The organism is Kribbella deserti (genome assembly GCF_042434725.1).
Classification (GTDB): domain Bacteria; phylum Actinomycetota; class Actinomycetes; order Propionibacteriales; family Kribbellaceae; genus Kribbella; species Kribbella deserti.
The window spans coordinates 167,586-186,202 of the sequence record NZ_JBHLTC010000011.1 but is presented as its reverse complement, the minus strand read 5'-3'; the positions used below and the strand labels follow the sequence as shown (position 1 = coordinate 186,202).

Annotated in this window: 11 protein-coding genes; 3 read left to right on the top strand and 8 right to left on the bottom strand. The window is 68.3% G+C overall.

Annotation, left to right across the window (positions count from 1 at the left end):
• Positions 1–68: 68 nt before the first annotated feature.
• Positions 69–656, bottom strand: a complete 588-nt coding sequence (locus ACFFGN_RS10275; protein ID WP_380045828.1) for a helix-turn-helix domain-containing protein — start codon at positions 654–656, stop codon at positions 69–71.
• Between the two features lie 406 nt (positions 657–1,062).
• Here ACFFGN_RS10275 and ACFFGN_RS10270 point away from each other — a divergent pair, with 406 nt between their 5' ends.
• Together ACFFGN_RS10270 and ACFFGN_RS10265 are read left to right on the top strand one after the other, a co-directional pair.
• Positions 1,063–2,106 carry a class I SAM-dependent methyltransferase gene (locus ACFFGN_RS10270; RefSeq protein ID WP_380045825.1) on the top strand — a complete coding sequence of 348 codons (1,044 nt, stop codon included), beginning with the start codon at positions 1,063–1,065 and terminating at the stop codon, positions 2,104–2,106.
• 59 nt (positions 2,107–2,165) lie between these two features.
• Positions 2,166–3,704: an MFS transporter gene (locus tag ACFFGN_RS10265; protein WP_380045823.1), complete on the top strand. Its 1,539-nt coding sequence runs from the start codon at positions 2,166–2,168 to the stop codon at positions 3,702–3,704.
• On the opposite strand, the gene ACFFGN_RS10260 is transcribed toward ACFFGN_RS10265, so the two are convergent.
• From ACFFGN_RS10260 to ACFFGN_RS10245, 4 genes are all read right to left on the bottom strand, one after another.
• The gene (locus tag ACFFGN_RS10260; RefSeq protein WP_380045821.1) at positions 3,688–4,641 is read right to left on the bottom strand and encodes a LysR family transcriptional regulator; all 954 of its coding nucleotides are present in this window, start codon (positions 4,639–4,641) and stop codon (positions 3,688–3,690) included. The genes ACFFGN_RS10265 and ACFFGN_RS10260 overlap by 17 nt on opposite strands.
• Before the next feature lie 301 nt (positions 4,642–4,942).
• Complete coding sequence (locus ACFFGN_RS10255; protein WP_380045819.1) at positions 4,943–5,818, bottom strand: exodeoxyribonuclease III; 876 nt, start codon at positions 5,816–5,818, stop codon at positions 4,943–4,945.
• A gap of 66 nt (positions 5,819–5,884) precedes the next feature.
• Positions 5,885–7,072: a M20 family metallopeptidase gene (locus ACFFGN_RS10250; protein ID WP_380045817.1), complete on the bottom strand. Its 1,188-nt coding sequence runs from the start codon at positions 7,070–7,072 to the stop codon at positions 5,885–5,887.
• Between the two features lie 31 nt (positions 7,073–7,103).
• Positions 7,104–8,462: a serine hydrolase domain-containing protein gene (locus tag ACFFGN_RS10245; RefSeq protein WP_380045815.1), complete on the bottom strand. Its 1,359-nt coding sequence runs from the start codon at positions 8,460–8,462 to the stop codon at positions 7,104–7,106.
• A 145-nt stretch (positions 8,463–8,607) separates the two neighbouring features.
• Between ACFFGN_RS10245 and ACFFGN_RS10240 the strand changes: the two genes are divergently transcribed.
• The gene (locus tag ACFFGN_RS10240; protein ID WP_380045813.1) at positions 8,608–9,345 is read left to right on the top strand and encodes a M50 family metallopeptidase; all 738 of its coding nucleotides are present in this window, start codon (positions 8,608–8,610) and stop codon (positions 9,343–9,345) included.
• Between the two features lie 976 nt (positions 9,346–10,321).
• Here the strand turns inward: ACFFGN_RS10240 and pulA are convergent.
• From pulA to ACFFGN_RS10225, 3 genes are all read right to left on the bottom strand, one after another.
• Entirely contained in the window at positions 10,322–16,081 is a 5,760-nt protein-coding gene (pulA, locus tag ACFFGN_RS10235) for a pullulanase-type alpha-1,6-glucosidase (protein WP_380045811.1), read from the bottom strand.
• Between the two features lie 111 nt (positions 16,082–16,192).
• Positions 16,193–17,227 carry a TRM11 family SAM-dependent methyltransferase gene (locus ACFFGN_RS10230; protein WP_380045809.1) on the bottom strand — a complete coding sequence of 345 codons (1,035 nt, stop codon included), beginning with the start codon at positions 17,225–17,227 and terminating at the stop codon, positions 16,193–16,195.
• A gap of 803 nt (positions 17,228–18,030) precedes the next feature.
• Positions 18,031–18,579, bottom strand: coding sequence for a GNAT family N-acetyltransferase (locus ACFFGN_RS10225; protein WP_380045807.1), 549 nt, complete (start codon positions 18,577–18,579; stop codon positions 18,031–18,033).
• Positions 18,580–18,617 lie beyond the last annotated feature (38 nt).

Below are 18,617 nucleotides of genomic sequence, written 5' to 3'. Positions count from 1 at the left end.
CTATCCTCCAACAGCCTTTCCCTATCGCCGCCCTGACCCGACCCGAGCCAGGTTATGCCGGCGGGGCACTACTGGGACGAAGGCGCTACCCGTACGTGTGCGCGCTCGCCCTGTTTGCCGATGAGGCTGAGGAACTCGACCGGCCCGGCACTGGTGGCGCCGAACCAGTGCGGCGTACGGGTGTCGAACTCCGCGGCTTCACCGGGTTTCAGTCGTAGGTCGTGCTCGCCGAGGACGAGGCGCAGAGTGCCGTTGAGCACGTACGCCCAGTCGTAGCCCTCGTGGGTACGAAGGTCGGGCTCGGCATTGTCGTCACCACGCGGCAGTACGAACTTGTACGCCTGGATCCCGCCGGGCCTGCGGGACAACGGCAGGATGACCGAGCCGTCCTCACACGTGATGGGCCGCATGGTGACGAGCGGATTCCCGGTCGGCGGTGCGTCAACGAGCTCGTCGATCGTCACCCCGTAGACGCGAGCGAGCGGCAGCAACTGCTCCAGCGTGGGGCGGCGCAGGCCCGCCTCAAGCCGGGACAGCGTGCTCGTCGAGATACCCGTCTCCGCCGCCAGGTTGACGAGCGTGATGTCGCGGCGCAATCGAAGCTGCTTCAGCCTCGGCCCCACCGCGTCCAGGGTCCGGTCCAGCGAGTCATCCATGGCGACCAATTTTCCATTCGGCAACGAAGTTTGCGTATCTGTCCCCATGGTCGCACGCTCGAAAGACCAGCCGAAAGGACGCAACATGCCAAACCCCCACCAGCCGACAAAGAGCCCCTCCGGCCCAGCCAGCCCTGCCGACGCCCAACCGCCCGAATCCGCCGCCGCCGAAGCAGCCCAAAGCACGGTCGACCAAACGGCCGAAAGCTCCGCCGACCAGGTAGCCCACGGGGTGGCCGGTCGAGCGGCCGGAAGTGCGGGTGGTTCAGCACTTGACGGGGTTGTTGGCGAGGACGTCGGCCATTCGACGGAAGGTGGGGCGAGGGCGCGCGAATCCGCTAACGGGTTCGACAAGGACTTCTGGGAGCAGCACTGGCAAAAGCGCGGAGACGGCGCGGCCGGTTCTATGAGCACTAACCCGCCAAATCCGTACCTGGCCCGCGAAATCAGCCGCATTGAGCCTGGTACCGCGCTGGACGCCGGTTGCGGTGCGGGCGCCGAGGCGATCTGGCTCGCCGCCCACGGCTGGCAGGTAACCGCCGCCGACATCTCCGCCGAAGCCCTCACCCAAGCCACCACCCGCGCCGCAGCCCTAAGCCAAGCCACCACCCGCGCCGCCTTACCCGACCACTTCGACCCGGCGGTCGGTTCCGCGGCGCCACCTGACTCGCTCGCCGTTACCGTCGCGCCCGCAACTGGAGCCCGTACTAGTGCTGGCGGTGTAGCTACACCAGGAGGCGACGCGGGGCCCGGCGGAAGGGGCACGTCTGGAGGGGGTGCGGGCGTCGGCGGTGTGGTGGTGACGGAGGTGCCGGGCCATTCGGCACATCGTTCGAGAGAGGTCGCGGCGGCGGTTTCGGGGGATGACCAGAAAGCCGCGTGGGATGGCTCGGGGACGGTGGAGTGGGTTGAAGCGGATCTCAGCGTGTGGGAGCCGGGTAGGCAGTTCGACCTGGTTACAACGCATTACGCCCATCCGGCGATGCCGCAGTTGGAGTTCTACGACCGCATCGCCGAATGGGTCGCTCCCGGTGGCACTCTCCTGATCGTCGGGCACCTCCACACCGGTTCGGCCGACGCCAGCCGCCACCACGGCCGCCCAGACAGCGACCATCACACCCGAAGCCACGCCCACCACGACCACCACGACCACCACGACCACCACGGTCACGTACACGGAGGCGGTCGTCACACCCACGGTGCAGGCGGCCATGGCAGTGGTCGCCACGGTCACGGTGATCGTGGCTCCGACGGGCATGGGCATGCGGAGGGCCAGGGGCATGTGGGGGAGGTGGCGGTTACGGCTGCGGCTGTGGTGGCGCGACTGGACGAGGCGGAGTGGGAGGTCCTGACTGCCGCCGAGGAGCAGCGGACCTTGGCCGGTCATGGCGGAGTGCTGCATGACGTCGTCGTGCGAGCGAGTCGGCGCCACAAGCCACTTCGCGGCTGATGCGTCGGTGGCGGGGTGGTGTGGGTCGGTGTGCATGGGATCGAGAGGGAGATAGTGGCGTGAGTCAGGTTGTTGTGGTCGAGGACGGCGTTGTTGAGGATCCGCGGCGCCGGCGGGCGATCTTGATGGCGGTTTGCATCGCCCTGATGGCCGTTATCGCTTCGGTGTCGGGTCTGAACGTGGCCCAGCCGGAGCTTGCGGTTGAGTTCGGCGCGTCGCAGAGCACGGTTTTGTGGATCATCAACATCTACACGATCAGTCTCGCGGCGTTGTTGCTACCGCTTGGTGCGATGGGTGATCGATGGGGACGTAAGCCGGTACTACTGGCCGGCCTGGCCGTGTTCGGAATGGCCAGTGCGGCCGCCGGACTCGCCCCCTCGACCGAGCTGATGCTGGCGGCGCGCCTGCTCGGTGGCGTTGGTGCCGCGATGATCATGCCGGTCACGCTTGCCGTCATCACCTCGACGTTCCCGGACGAGGAGCGTTCCAAGGCGATCGGCGTCTGGAGCGGGGTCGCGGGCGGTGGAGGCATCTTGGGTATGTACCTGTCCGCCGTACTGGTCGACCTCGCGACCTGGCGCTGGCTGTTCGTGCTGCCGGTCGCACTCGTGGTGGCCGCGGTGGTCATGGCCTTGCGGGCGGTGCCGAACTCCCGCGAGGACTTCGTGCACAAGTTCGACCGCGTTGGTTCGTTCACGTCTGTGGTCGCTGTGCTCGGGCTCATCTACGTTCTGCACGAAGGACCCGTGCACGGCTGGACCGAGCCGCTGACCCTCATCAGTTTGCTGGTTGGCCTGCTTGCAGCTGTGGCGTTTGTGCTGTGGGAGTTGCGCCAGCAGGCTCCGCTACTCGACGTACGCCTGTTCCGAAAGCGCGGATTGGCCAGTGGTTCGGTGTCGCTGCTGGCGGTGTTCGGCGTACTGGCTGGGATCTTCGTTGTGCTCTTCCCGTACTTCCAGGCAGTGCTCGGCTGGTCCGGCCTCCGGTCGACGCTGGCGCTGATGCCGATGGCGTTGCTGATGATGTTCGCTTCCGGGCTAGCGCCGAGAGTGGCAGCGCGGGTTGGCAGCCGTACGACGATGGCGGCAGGGATCTTGCTCGGGGCCGTGGGCTTGGCGTTGATGGCCGTGTTCGTCTCGGTTGAAGGCGGCTACCTGTCGGTGCTGCCGGGCATGGTCGCGATGGGACTGGGCATGGGGTTGTCGATGACGCCGTCCACCGAGGCCATCACCACCGCGTTGCCGCGCGAGCGCCAAGGCGTCGCATCCGCGCTGAACGACGTGACCCGGGAGTTCGGTACGGCGCTCGGCGTCGCGATGCTCGGAGCGATTCTGTCGGCCGGCTACCGCAACGCCATCGACGCGCGGCTGGCGGGGACCCCCGACGAGATCGCGGACGCGGCTCGGGATGGCGTGGCGAACGCGCTGGCCGCCGCCGAGGGAGCCGGTCCGCAGGCGGGCGCGTTGATCCGGATCGCGCAGGAGTCGTTCGTGGCGGGGTGGCGCCAGGCCATGTGGGTCGGAGTCGCGGTGATGCTGGTGCTGTTCGGGTACGTCGTCGTGCGCGGTCCGGAGAAGGCCACTACCGATTCGAAGTGAGGCCGGCAGCAGGCGTAGGCCCGATGTGGGTGGCGGCGGAGCCGTCGAGGGTGGTTCGCACGTTGAGGTGGCGGGCTACGTCGAGCAGAGCCCGGGCGAGGATGGACTCGGGCTCCCGGTCGGCGAAGACCAGGCCGATTCGCGGCGACGGGGCGACGTGTTCGAGGCGGACCGCCCGCATTCCGGCGGGTATGCCGAACATGTGCAACCAGGCGTGCGAGATCACGCTGCACCACGACAGCGAGGCGATATGCGAGTACAGCGCCGCCACGGTGTCGGTTTCGACGGCCGGTACGACGGTGGTGCCGGCCGTCGCGAACATCTGGTCCAGAATCCGGCGATTCCGCATCTGCCCCGACAACAGGCACAACGGCAGCTTCGCGGCGTCAGCCCAACTCACCGGTTCGCGGTCGACCAGTTCGCTGTCGTCCGGCACCAACAGCAGGTACCGCTCCTTGTACAAGGGGAACGTTCGCACGCGCCCGAGCGGTTCCCCGTCCAGATAGGTCATTCCAACGTCCAGCTCGAACTCGGTCAAGCCGTGGCTGATCTCGGCCGACGACAGCGAGGCGATCGACACTCGCGAGCGTGGATGCCGTTGGCAGAAAGGCGATGTGAGCAACGGTACGACCGTCTGAGCGGTCGGAATCGCCCCGATTCGCAGTACGCCGCTGAGGCCGTTCTCCAAGGTCGAGAGGTCCTGCCGCAGGGCGTCCCGCTCGGCGAGGATCCGGTGGGCCCAGAGCAGTACGCGTTCACCTTCGGGCGTCAGGCCGTCGTACTTGTTGCCGCGGCGCACGATCGGTACATCCAGTTCGTGTTCGAGCTTGCGAATCGCGGCGGACAGGGAGGGCTGCGAGACGTGACAGGCTTGTGCGGCGCGGGAGAAGTGCCCTTCGCGGGCGAGCGCCACGAGGTACTCCAGCTGTCGCATCATCCCGCACGCCTCCCTCACTCGCCGAGGCTCCAGCCCGATGAGCGTAGCGCGTCGACTGTATTCAGTATGCCCTAGAAGCTGGGCCCCGGCCAGGCGACGGCTCGTGGAATCACGACGACTTGCGGATGCCGCGGCCACCTCAACGACGTTCGATCCGGCAAGCCGGTAAGAACCCGCGCGACCGGGTGGCGTGAGCTGGACAGGCCAAGCCCGGAACTACCCGTCGGACCTGGCGAACCCAGGCAAGTGTGCTCAGCGCGCCGTATTCACGCCCTAAAGCGGCTAAGACAGTAAGGGAGACTCAAGCCTTCTTGGTGCGCGGCGAGCCCTGGGGGAGCTTGCCGCGGCGAGGACCCGCGGCGGACGGCGGGGGCACCATCGGGCCGATGTCGCCGTCCGGAGCCTCGTCGAGGTCCACCATCACCGGTGCGTGGTCACTCGGGCCGGTGCCCTTACGGGCCTGCCGGTCGATCCAGGCAGCCTTGACCCGCTCGGCCACCGGCTTGCTGGCGAGGGCCAGGTCGATGCGCATGCCGAGGTTCTTGTGGAACATCCCGGCGCGGTAGTCCCAGTAGCTGAAGACCGTCTCGTTCGGCCAGCGATCACGCACCACGTCGTGCAGGCCGACCGCCTGCAGCGCGGCCAGGGCTTCCCGCTCGGCCGGAGTAACGTGGGTGTGTCCGGCGAAGGCGGCCGGGTCGAAAACATCCGCGTCGGTCGGGGCGATGTTCATGTCACCGCAGACGATCACGTTCGCCGGGTCGGCGGCGACCTGCTTGCGCAGCGCCTCGAGCCACTCCAGCTTGTAGCGGTAGTGGTCCGAATCAGGCTCGCGCCCATTCGGCACGTAGAGCGAGTGCACCCGGATGCCGCCGCAGGTCGCGGAGACCGCGCGCGCCTCCTGATGCGGAAAACCCGGGCCGTCCGGAATCCCGGCCACGACGTCGTCCAGGCCCACCTTCGACAACAGCGCGACGCCGTTCCACTGCACCTCGCCGTTCAGCGCGACCTCGTAGCCCCGGCTGGCCAGCTCGGCCTCGAACAACTCGGTGAACGCCTCGTTCGCGAGCTTGGTCTCCTGCAGGCAGACCACGTCGGGCTGCCGTTCGTCCAGCCACGGCAAGAACCGGGGCAGTCGCTGCTTGGCCGAGTTCACATTCCAGGTAGCAATCCGCACACCCCGACCCTAACCGAGCCGCCATCAGCACGCAGCGGCCCTAACCGAGCCACCGAAGCGACGGCTCTAACTGAGCAGCCGAAGCGCCAGCAGCGTGTACGCCCGCGCCGCCGTAAGCAACTCGTCCAAAGCAACGGACTCATCGGCACGATGCGCCTGATCGTTCAGCGACCCCGGCCCCAGCACCACCGTCGGTACGCCAAGATCACGAGCGATGAACCCGCCATCACACGCGGCCGCCCATCCACCGGGCGGAAGACCCGGACCACCCGCATCCGTCACGGCCTGATCGGCGACAACCACCAGCGGATCATCAGCAGCCGTCTCGAAGGCGGGCATCTCCATCGGCATTTCCAGCTCGACCGTCAACCCTCGCTCGGTCAAGCCCAACGCGTCCACTCGACGCCGGAGATCCGCGAGCACCTCGGCAGGGGATTCCCCTGGTAGCAGCCGCCGGTCGGCCATCAGCACGCACTCGGCCGGCACGATCGAGGCGCCGGTGCCGCCGTGGATCTGCCCGACGCTCCAGGCCGCCGGACCGAGCAGCGGATGCGGATCGCGCGCCAGCTCGGCGTGCACGCGCTCGATTTCCGCGATCACCGCCGTGGCGCCGTAGATCGCGTTCACGCCGGCGGCCGCGTTCCCCGCATGCGCCGCGCGGCCGGTCACCTTCACCCTGAGGTACGAATCGCCGCGCGCGCCGATGATCGTCTGCAGGTCGGTCGGCTCGGCGACAACGCACGCCCGGTACGCCGTACCCGAGTTGGCGTTGATGAAGTGCTGGATGCCCTTGCCGGTCTCCTCCTCGTCGACCACGACGGCGAGTTCGACCGGGCCGCTGAGCTTGACGCCGGAGGCCCGCAGCGCGGCCATCGCGATCACGCACGCGGCCAGACCACCCTTCATGTCCGCGGCGCCCCGGCCGTAGATCCGGCCGTCGCGGATCTCCGCGCCGAACGGATCGACCGTCCAGCCTTCGCCGACTCCGACCACATCGCTGTGGCCGAGTAGCAGCAGGCCGGGGCCGTCACCGCCGGTGAGCACCGCGCTGAGGTTGTCCCGCCCGGGCTCCTCGACCCGGACCGCCTCGAAATCGAGGCCGAGTTGTACGCACCCGGCGGCCAGCGCCGCCACCGTGTCGCCCTCGTCGCCCGGCGGGTTCTCGCCGTGGGCCCGCAGTAACGAGGTAGTGAGTTTGATCAGGTCATCGCCGTTGACCAGATCCAGAACGGACTGTTCGGCCGGAGTGATCATGTCTCCAGAGTGACACCGTTACAGCGAGTACTCAGCCCGCCCTGCCGATCAGGGTGGTATCTGCTGGTCCGAAGCCGACGTTCACGTGGATGTCGACGGTGATCGTGTCGCCATCCGGACGGCAGGTGAGCGTGTACAGCTGAGGTGTCTCGGCAAAGCGCATGCTCGCCGTGAACGGATCACCGGTCGCGCTGGTCAGCAACCGATCGCCAAGCCATCCCAGCCGCCACCGCGTCTCCGCCCAGTCGCCCTCGCGGCACACCACATCCTGCACCGTGCCGGTGGCGCCGAGGTCGAAGCTGAACGTGCCGCTGCCGTCCCGATCGAGTCGGGCGGTCAGCAGGCCGAACTGGTTCGCCTCGAACACGTACGTCGTTCCGTCGCCAGGCGCAGCCTTACCCAGCGAAGGCGGCTTGAGGTCGAAGTCGACCGTTGGGGCGTACACACCGTCGTCCGGACCCTCCAACGCCGGCAAGAGGTGTTCCCAGATAACCTCGAGTACGGCCTGCATGTTGGGCGCTGCGCTGGTGATGACGAGTACGGCGTCTTGCTCGGGCAGAACCACTAGGAACTGCCCGAATGCGCCGTCAGCCCGGTAGGAGTTGTGGCGGGAGCGCCAGAACTGAAAGCCGTATCCCTTCCGCCAGTCCGGGTTGTCCTGGTTGTCGTTCGGGACCTGCTTGGAGGTGGCCGCCTCGACCCAGTGAGCCGGGATGACGTCACCGCCCCTGTCCAGCAGGAGCTGTCCGAAGACCGCGACGCTTTCCGTATTGAGCTCGAGTCCCCAGCCGCCGGTGTTGATGCCGTCGGGTGTCTCCTGCCACCTGGCCTCGGTCGCACCGATTGGTTCGAACAGGCGCGGTTTGAGGTAGTCGAGCAACTTCTGGCCGGTCACGCGCTGCAGGATGGCCGACAGCATGAACGTGGCGCCCGTGTTGTAGACGAAGAGCGTGCCGGGCTTCTCCGCCACCTCCGTAGCGAGGAACTGCCGCCGAGGGGTGTCCGAGCCGGCGACTACGACGTCCTCGGTATGGCCGGTCGTCATGGTCAACAGGTCGCGCACCCGCATCGCGGCGAGGTTGTCGCTGATCTCGGCAGGCAGATCCGCCGGGCCGAAGAACGAGACGACCTGATCGTCCAAGCCGAGCAGGCCGTCCTCGATGGCGAGGCCGACGCCCATCGAGGTGAAGCTCTTCGAAATCGAATACAGCGCGTGCCGATCGGTGATCCGGTACGGCGCCCACTCCTGCTCCAGCACCACCTTGCCGTGGCGGAGCAACATCAACGTCTGCAGCTCTTGCCCGGAGGCCGCGAGCGCCTCAACGAACACGCCCAGCCTGCCGGCGCCGACACCTTCGACGCCAGCCTCACTCCGCGCAAGTCTCCTCATTCCGGCAACGCTATAACCCTGCTCTGCGTTCGTTCGTCGGAATCCGCCCTTCGAACACCGGCCGGCCGCCGCGTCCGCTCCATCGGAAAGCCCCGAACGCAAAGGCGGGGGAGAGTTGATTTGACGAGGTTGGCAGGATGGCGCGATGGATGAGGTGTGGGACAACCTGACGGCCGTGCAGCCGGCGCCGTCGGGCCGAGTGCTGATCGCGATCGCGGTACTGACGGCGGTGCTGGTGATCTGGCGGCCCGTCTGGCGGCACGTGCGCCAAGTCGTCACGATCGCGCACGAAGGCGCTCACGGCCTCGTCGCCGCTCTCGCGGGCCGTCGGCTGACAGGCATCCGGCTGCACTCCGACACGTCCGGCCTGACCGTGTCCCGGGGGAAGCCGAGCGGCGCGGGCATGATCGCGACCCTGCTCGCCGGTTATCCCGGTCCGGCCCTCTTCGGTCTCGCCGCCGCCTTCCTGCTCAGCCGCGGCTACGCCGTCGCGCTGCTGTGGGTGTTGCTGGTGGCGCTGGTCCTGCTGCTCCTGCAGATCCGCAACCTCTTCGGCCTCTGGTCCGTGCTCGTCTTCGGCACGATCGTTTTCGCCGTCACCTGGTGGGCCTCGGCCGAGACCCAGTCGGCGTTCGCCTATCTGCTCACCTGGTTCCTGCTGCTGGCCGCGCCGCGAGCGGTCGCCGAGCTCCAGCGCAGCCGTCGAGGCGGTGCCGGCGGCAACTCCGACGCCGACCAGCTCGCGCATCTGACCGGCGTGCCGGCGCTGCTCTGGGTCTTCGTCTTCACCACCCTGACCGTCGGCGCCCTCCTGCTCGGCGCCTACCTCACCGTGCCAGCCCTCTCCCCATTCATCTCCGACTTCACCACCGCCCGCCCCTGACACCAACGACCCGAGACGAGCAAAGCCCGCCCTGCCATCTCGGTACCTCGCCGCATCCTGCTCAGCCCGCCTTTGGTGCGTCTGCGGGTCATCTCTGCGGTGACAGAACGCCCCGCAGGCCAGTGAGGTGGGTACGGCGCCACGCTTGGCCGCCGCAGTCCCGCCCCGCGGCCGAGCAGGAGCAACTGTGCCCGGGCGGGGGAAGCGGGTCCTGGCAGAAGGTTCGTGGTCCCGGCAGGGAAATGGGTTCCTGGCAGGGGTTATAACCCCTGCTAGGAAGCGGCTTGGGGTCGAGGACTCCGCGAGGTGTCTTCAGTGCGGCCGCACCGCGCGCCAGCTGTCCCCTTCGCGTCGCCTTGCAGGCAAGCGCTTGAACGAAGCTTGATGGTCGACATCTCCGATCGGGGGTCGACGTCCCAAACTTGGCAAGTCCACCTCCGGTTTCACAGGTCGACCCCCGGAACTGGCCGCCGCGATCGGCCCGCGCGGATCCGAGGCGCCGCCGGCCCGCTGCGATCGGCCCGCGCGGACACGACCTGGCACCGAGGCACGAGGCACGCGAGGCACCCAAGCCACCCGGTGGGCCGCCGGCGGCTGGCATGGGTCGGCGTGGGGCCGGCCGGAGGCGTGGGGGTGGCTGGCCATTGGCGAGGTGGGTTACCACCCCGGAATCCGAGGTGGTAACCCACCTTCCGGATGGCCAGCCACTGCCAGGCGCCGGACCAACTGGTGCCTTGGGTGGTCTGCACGGCGCGGGTGCCGGGATTTGCGCGACTACCCGGTTGTGGTGGCACCGCCGCCACGCCCGTTCCGCAACAGGTTTGCAACCAGGTACCGGCGCCAAAGCCGGCCGCCGGCCGGCCCACACCACCGGTCGCCTCAACCACCCAGCCAAGACGACGGTCAACCCGAGGGCCGACGGACGCGGTGCAGACGCGCCCACTCGCGGACCGAGGACACCGCGCCTGGGGCGCGATCAGTGCTGGTGGAGGACGGAGACGGTTCGTGCGGGCACGGTTGCCGTGCCGGTCGAGGAGTTCCACGTTGTCTGCTTGACGACCGGGTCGGACCCATTCGCCTGGACTGGTGAAAGTGCCAGGGACGCGCCGGCCAGGCCCGGGACCGTCTGACTGACGGGACCACCCGTGGTGTTGAAGACGACCACCAGACCACGCAGGCGCGGATCCACCGACGGCCCGATGGTGTCGTCGATGCGCATGACGACAACGCCCGGTACGGCGCCGGGGGTACCGCTCAGCGGGAACGAGACCTTCTGGTTGATCAAGGCCGCCGAGCCGAGCCGGAACAACGGCGTCGAGAAGCGCAGCTTGAGCAGTTCCTCGGCTTGCGCGGAGGCCTTCGCGACGTCGGCCGCGCTCGGCTTCAGCGCCGGATCGGCCAGTAGCGGGCGCATGAATCCCCACTTGTCCTCGTTGTCCGGCTTGGGCGGCAGACCGTGGCCGAAGCCGTTGTCCGCGCCGGTCCAGTCCAGCGTGTTGAACCAGTCGCCGGAGTCGTACGAGTTCCGGTCGAGCGACTTGCTGCGCAGCAGATCCGCGCCCGCGTGCCAGAACGACGGCGTCTGCGCCAGCGCGGTGGTTGCCAGCGACAACGAGTTCATCCGGACCCGGTCCGCCATCGGCAACGACTGCGGCAGCTTGTACGTCAGCGCGTCCCACAGCGTTTCGTTGTCGTGGGCATCCACATACGTGACCACCTCGTTCGGCTGGTCCGCGTAACCGGCGGGGGAGCCGTTGTAGTCGACGCCGTCGCCACGCACCGTCGTACCGGTCTTGGCCGACCGGAACTGGAAGGCCCGCAGGTTCGCCGCGAGACCGAGCTGGACCAAATCCGTGTCGTGAGCCAGTCGCGCCGCTCGTTCGGCTGGTGTTCCGTTGACCGGCGCGCCGTTCGGATCGGTCGCGGCGCCCGAGCCGAAGCCCTGCACTCGCGGGTCCTCGTCGAACGGGCCACCACCTCGTACGGCGTCGCGCAGGCGGTCCGAGAACGTGCCGATCCCGGTGCCGCCGAGGTTGCCCTGGCGGGCCTGGACGAAGCGCGCGTCGTTCGTCACCTCGCCGAAGTTCCAGCCCTCGCCGTACAGGTAGACGTTCTTGCCGTCAACACCGTCCCGGGCCAAGGTCAGCCGGTCCAGGGCGGCCCGGACCTTGAGCATGTTCGCCTTGGTGTGATGGCCCATCAGGTCGAACCGGAACCCGTCCACGCGGTAGTTCCGGGCCCACGAGACGGTCCCGTCGATCATGATCTTCTCGGCCATCACGTGTTCGGTCGCGATGTTGCTGCAACAGGTGGACGTCTCGACCGAGCCTTCGGCATTCAGCCGCTGGTAGTACCCGGGCACCACCTTGTCGAGCACCGAGGTGGGCGCCTGCCCCGCTGCCGGGGTGTGGTTGAACACCTGGTCCAGTACGACGCGCAGGCCCGATCGGTGCAGGCCGCCCACCATCGTGCGGAACTCCGCCACCCGGTCCAGGCCTTCCCGCCGGGTCGCGTACGAGCCTTCCGGCGCGAGCCAGTGGAACGGGTCGTACCCCCAGTTGAACGCGTCCTTCCCGGCGACGGCGGTGACGCACGCCTGCTGGTCCTCCGCGGCCGGCCCGTACGACTTCAGATCGCAGGCGGGCTTCTCCTGCTTGGCCGGGTCCTCCGGAATCGAGGCGATATCGAACGTCGGCAGCAGGTGCACCGTGTTCAGACCGGCCTTCGCCAACCGGCGCAAGTGCTTCGTCCCGTTGCCCTCGTCGGCGAACGCGAGATAGGTCCCGCGATGCGCCGCCGGCACGGAGGTGTCGCCGATCGAGAAGTCCCGCACGTGCAACTCGTAGATCGTCGAGTCGACCGAGCGTGCCAGCCGGGGCGCCGGGGTCTTCGCCCAGAGCGCGGGCCTACCCGCCGCATCGTTGAGGTCCACCGCGACGGAGTGTGCCGAATCGGTGCTCAAGGCAACGGAGTACGGGTCGGTGACCACGTTCTTCTCCACCTTGCGGGTGCTTGGCGCGTAGACCGTCACCTCGTACCGATAGCGCGCGTTCCGCCAGGCCCGGCGGCCTTCCGCGGTCCAGGAGCCGTCATCGTGGCGGCGCATCGCCACCCGCTCGGAGCCGACCAGCAGCGCGACGTTGTGCGCGGTCGGCGCCCACAGGGTGAACCGCGGCACACCTCCGTGCCAGGTCACGCCGTACGACCGGTGGGCCGCCGCGCCGTACAAGTCGTCGACCACCCCCGGGATCTGCACGCCCGTCGCGTCGAGCAACCGGCCCACGTCGTCGTACTGCGCGAGGCCGAGCTGGCCCGTCAGCATCTTGCGAGCGTCGACGCGATCCAGCCGCAGGGCGGTATAGCCCTTCAGATGCGGGAACCGCGCGAGTACCGAGGCCGGCAGCCCGCGTGGGTCGTACCGCAGGGCCGTGGACGAACCGCCGATGTCCTCGGCGTCGACCGCGAGGCCTCCCGTCGGTGACCAGTGCAGCCGCCAGCGCGAGCGCTCCGGATGCGGCACGGCCGGTACGGCGACCAGGTCGCGCGCCACCCACTGCGCCTTCGCCTTGGCCAGATCCGGCTGCGCGCCGGGCTTGGTCGAGGTGACGGTCAGCACGTGGCTCGCCAGGTCGTACGTGAAGGTGACGACGAGCCCGTCGGCCGGAACCGTGACGGCGATGTTGCCACCGGTCGGGCTGCCGCCGGCGCCGTAGCTCTCGTCCCAGGACAGACCGTGCGCGACCTTGACCTCATAACTGCCCGCTCCGATCTCACTCGTCGACCAGCTGAGCTTGCCGTCGCCATCCTCGTCGGTCAGCCACGGCCGCATGCAGTCCGGTTGCCAGTCACCCGGACAGCCGAGTTCGGACTGCAACGAGCCGGGCACGGTGATGATCGGCGCCTGCGCGGTGGAGGTGACGAAGTGGCGGCCGTGTTCGTAGTAGAACGACACTGGACCGGCCGGCGCGGTGTAGGAGATGTTCGAGCCGTTCGATACGCCACCCGCGCCGTAATTCTCGTCCCAGGACTTGTTGATCGCGGCCTTGTAAGCGTGCTCGCCCGCCGGGATCGTGACGGTCTTCTTCCAGACCTTGTCCTTCGGGTCGAGCGTCAGCTGCGCCTGGCCGCAATCCGGCTGCCAGTCGCCAGGACAACCCATCTCGCTGTTGTGATCACCCGGCACGCTGACGTTGGCGGGCTGCACCACCGGACCCGTACCGCTACCGCCGCCGCCCGTGGGCGCGGGATCACCCACCACGCCGTACGAGCCGGCGACCGAGTAATTGCCCGAGGCATCCTTCAGGACAGCCCGGTACTCGAGCAGCGTGCCCTTCGGCAGACCGGTCACGTCGTGGAAGACCCGGTACGGCGCGTTGTCGTCGGCGCCGAGCCGCTGCCATGCCGTCGTACCCACCGGGCGGTAGCCGAAGGTGACCGTGGCGGGCGTGTTCGCCGGTACCGCCGCGGCGATCTCGGCCCGGCCGCCAACCGTCGCGCCCGGTTCCGGCGTCTGCAGGTACACCGCAGGCGCCTTCGCCCGGTGCTTGACCGGCGCCACCGCGCGGAACACCGACACGGACAGCGGCGCGACCGACACCTTGACCCGGCCCTCGTGATCGGTCCGAAGCGCCTGCGTCGTGCCGTAGAGCGGCTTCAACCGCATGCCACCTGTGTACGTCGGAACCGTGGCGGTCTGTGGAGAGTTCGAGTTGTTCGCGACGACCAGGTACTCGGTCTTGTCCTTGCCCAGCCGGCTGAACGCGTACATGCCGTTGGAGTTCGACGAGTACCGATGGATCTGCGTGCCGTCGGCCAGCGCGGGATGTGCCGCGCGGAGCTTCTGCAGCGCCGCGATGTGCCGGTACATCGGCGAGGTGGTGTCGTAGCGGTCCTTGCTGCCGATCGTGGTCGTGCCGGTTCCGTCGACCACCTCGTCATCGGCATACTCGGCGGTCTGCGTGGCGAACATGTCCTGCCGGGCGTCCTTGTCGCCACCCGGACCGGTGAAACCCTGCTCGTCGCCGTAGTAGACGACCGGCTGACCGCGGGTGAGGAACATCAGTGAGTGCGCGAGCTTGTCCCGGGCAAGCAGTTCGTTGCCCTTGGCCCCTGCGTTCTTCAGGAAGGTGCCGACCCGGCCCATGTCGTGATTGCCGAGGAACGTCGGCAGCTGGTACGCGTTCGAATCCGCGTCGGTGTAGTAGTCGTCGGTGGTGAAGAAGTCCCGCAGCTGACTGGTCGGTTTACCCTGCGCGAAGGCGACCGCGTTCGACTGGAAGCCGAAGTCCAGCGTCGCCTGCAGCCTGCCCTTGGTGGTGTACGGCGACATCAGCCGCGCGTCCGCGTCGAAGACCTCACCGAACATGAAGAAGTCCGCGTTACCGCCCTTGCGCGCGTGTTCCAGCACGGCGGGGGAGAACTTCTGCCAGAACTCCATGTTCACGTGCTTGACCGTGTCGATCCGGAAGCCGTCGATACCGAGATCCGCCCAGGCCTGGTAGACCTCGGTCATCCCGTCGACCACCTTGGGCTGCTCGGTGAACAGATCGTCCAGCCCGACGAAGTCGCCGTACTCGCTGGACTCACCGGCGAAGGTCGAGTCGCCCCGGTTGTGATAGAGGGTCGGATCGTTCAGCCAGCCGGGGACCTTCACGTTCGCGTCCGCCGGGGTGCGGAAGACCGGCACGTTCGGGAACGACGTCTTCGGGTCCAGCGGCGGGAAGGTGCTGCCGCCCGCGTAGGCCTTGTCGTCGAACACGTTGCCCTGGGCATCCTTGTACGGGCTGGTGGCCTTCGGGATGTAGCCGTACTGCCCGGACTGGTAGGCGATCACGTCCGCGGTGTGGTTCGTGATGATGTCGAAGAAGACCTTCATGCCCTTGCGGTGGGCCAGGTCGATCAACTGGCGCATCTCCTCGTTGGTGCCGAGATGCGGGTCGATCTGGGTGAAGTCGGTGATCCAGTAGCCGTGATACCCGGCGCTGACGTCGGCGCCGGACCCCTGCACCGGCCGGTTCTTGAACGACGGGGTCAGCCACAGCGACGTCGTACCGAGGTTCTTGATGTAGTCGAGCTTCTGGATGATCCCAGCCAGGTCACCACCGTGGTAGAAGCCCTTGTCCGTCGGGTCCAGCCCGGTACTTAGGCGATCCCCGGTCAGACCGCCCGCGTCGTTCGCCTTGTCGCCGTTGGCGAACCGGTCGGCCATCACGAAGTAGAACCGCTCCTTGGTGAGGTTCTCCCGCAGGCTCGGGCTGGCGAGCTGCTTGTCCGCCGGGGTGAGACCGCCCGCGAGGTCGACCGGCGCCACCTTCAGCACGTGCGAGGTGTCGTCGTAGTCGAACCGCAGCTTGGCCGGGCCCTCGATCCGCAGCGGGATGTTCGCGCCGTCGCGGACACCACCCGCGCCGTAGTTCTCGGTCCAGGACCCGTCGACCGTGACCTTCAGCTCGTACGCTCCCGCGGGCACGTCGAACGTCCGGCTGTACGACGTCCCCGGGCCCTTCGCCAGCCGGCTGGCGGCGCAATCCGGCTGCCAGTCAGCGGGACATCCCAGCTCGGACTGCACCGACCCGGCGACGGTGATGACCCGCTCGGCCTGAGCTTGAGCCGCGAGCTGGACCGGTGTGCCGAGGGCCGCCGCGGGGGCGGTCGCGGTCCCGAGTCCGGCGGCCACCAGGCCCACCGAGGCGAGCACCGCTGGAACGATCAAACGAGAACGCGCGAACACCGACATCGGCAAACCCTCCCAGAGCCCAACGAACAGCCGGACGCTAACCCGCCCACCCGCGCAACGGAAGACCTCGCCCGGCCGAGTTCAGCCAGGGGCGGCTGCCAGAAGGCCGGTTCAGGGGCGGCGGGCGACCAGGATGTCGCGCACGATCGCCTGGTCGACGCGGTGCACGAAGCCGTCGTACGGCGCGTCGATCAGCGGTTCGAGGCCCGCGCCGGCCAGGATCTCGGCGGCCGCATCGCGCCGGGCGACGTTGGTGTTCCAGGCGATGCCGAGCGCTCCGCCCGGGCGCAGCAGTCCGGCCCAGGTCGGGGCGGCCGCCTTCAGCAGGTCGATCGGGCTGCGGTGCAATCCGGATTCGGCGGTGCGGCTGCCGTGCTGAACGCCGTACGGCGCGTCCGTCACCAGCAGGTCGAAGCTGCCCGGCTTGTAGAACTCCAGCGCCCTGGTCGTGTCCACGTTCACGTAGGACAGGTTGAGCTTGTCCCCGGCCTTCCAGCTCTCCTTGGTCAGCCCGAGGGATACCTGGAGCCGGTGCGCGACCACCTCGTGATTGCGGCGGACCCGGATCACCTCCGCGTCGTGCTTCAGCCGCTTGCGCTTGAGCCAGGTCTGCAGGAACGTGCCGTACAGCTCGAAGTCCTTGCGGTCCACGTCGACCCCGGCGGCGTCGAAGCCGTACATCAGCGCCTGGTTCATCGTCGTACCGCGGCCGCAGAGCGGATCCACCACGCTGAACTTGCGAGCCAGCATCTGCTCGGCGAAGGCCGAGGCCAGCAGGGTGACGTTGAGCAGCAACTTGGTGAAGTGCTCGTTCGTTTTGCCCTGGTACTTCTGAATGCTGATCAGGTCGCTGTCGAGCTTGTCCAGCGGCCGCAGGTGCAACGGCGCGAGCAGCCGGCCGTCGTACTGGAACAGCGCGTAGACCGATGACATGTTCGACAGCAGCGCGATGTCCCGCTCGCTCAGCTCATCGGCCTCGAACGTGACGTACGGAACGCCGCCGATCGAGGTCTGCGCGATGTCGCTGATCCGGGCCTCGAGCGCGCGTTCGCCGAACAAGGCCAGTTCCGCCATCGTCAGGCCGGTGGACGACTCGGCGTACACCCGGTTGGTCGCCGGAAGAATGAGTAGTGCGTACTGAGCCATATCTCCTGCAGGATCCGGCGAATGGAATGGGCGACGGGCGATCGTATCGCAGCCGCTCCGGGCCGGCTTGGACCCGATGCTCCTCTGGGGGCCGGTCGGCGGTCGGCGATCGGTGGTCGGTGGTCGGTGGGATTGTGGCCGGGCATGTTCGGCAGGGCCGATGCGACGGGGGCATGCGTCTTCACTCGCGGGTCGTCGCGGGTCGTCGCGGGTCGTCGCGGGTCGTCGCGGGTGCGCGTGAGTGGTCGCGGGTGCGGGTGCGCGTGCGTGGTCGCGAGTGGTCGCGAGTGCACCACCTCACCGGGGCCGGGATATTGCGTGGTCACCCGTCCCCCTGAGGAGTCGCGGATTGTCGGGCCGGGTCGGCCCGCGTCAAGGGTTGGAATCGCCTGCGGCGACGCGTGCGCGCCCTTGACCCGGGCCGACCCGGCCAAGTGCAGCGGGCTATCAGGGGGACGGGTGGGGTATGGCCGGTCGACTCGGGTGGTGCCGAGGTCGGCTGCCGAGTATTTGCGCGACTACCTGGTTGGAACCGGGTAGTCGCGCAAAAAGTCGGTAGCGGGTCTACCAAAAGCCGGTAGTCGGCTCACAACCCGGTAGCCGGCCCGGGCACGCGCCGTACCTGGGCCTGTTCGACGGACCAGCTCAGCGCAAAGGCGAAGAGGCGAACCGGGCTGAAGCAGCGACCTGCGGCGACAGACCGGGCGAAACGGGAGCGGAACGGGGGCGAAAGACGGGCAGCCCAGGAGATCGGGATCGGGCGGCAAGGGTGGATATCGTCGCTGATCCCCAGCTCATCACTGTTAGATGGTGGGCCACTCGGGCGCGAGGATCGACATCACGGTGGCGTCGACGCGTTCGCCCTCCCAGAGCAGGGCGTCGCGCAGCACGCCCTCGGTCACGAAGCCGGCCTTCTCGTACGCGCGACGGGCCCGCGGGTTGAACGCGTAGACCTCCAGGCTGATCCGGTGCAGGCCGAGCTTCTCGAAGCCGTAACCGACGATCAGGCGGGTCGCCTCGGTGCCGAGGCCGCGGCCACGTCCGGTCGGGCCGATCAGAATGCGGAAACTGCAGGACTCGTTGTCCGGGTCCCACTCGTTGAGCACGGCCTCGCCGACGCACTCACCGGTCTCGTTGTCGACGATGGCCAGGTCGAGCCGGTCGGGCTGGTCGGCGCGGGTGCGCATCCACTCGCGCGCCCGCTCCGGTGTCAGCTCGCCGTGGCTGCCGGTCAGGCGCGTCACCTCGGGGTCCTGCATCGCCGCCCACATCGCGTCGAAGTCGTTCACGGTGAGGCAGCGCAAGGTCACCTTGTCGCCGGTCAGCGTCGGCTTGTACGAGAAGTCGGTCACGCAGGGAGTCTGCCCGAGGTCCCGCCGCGACCGCGAGG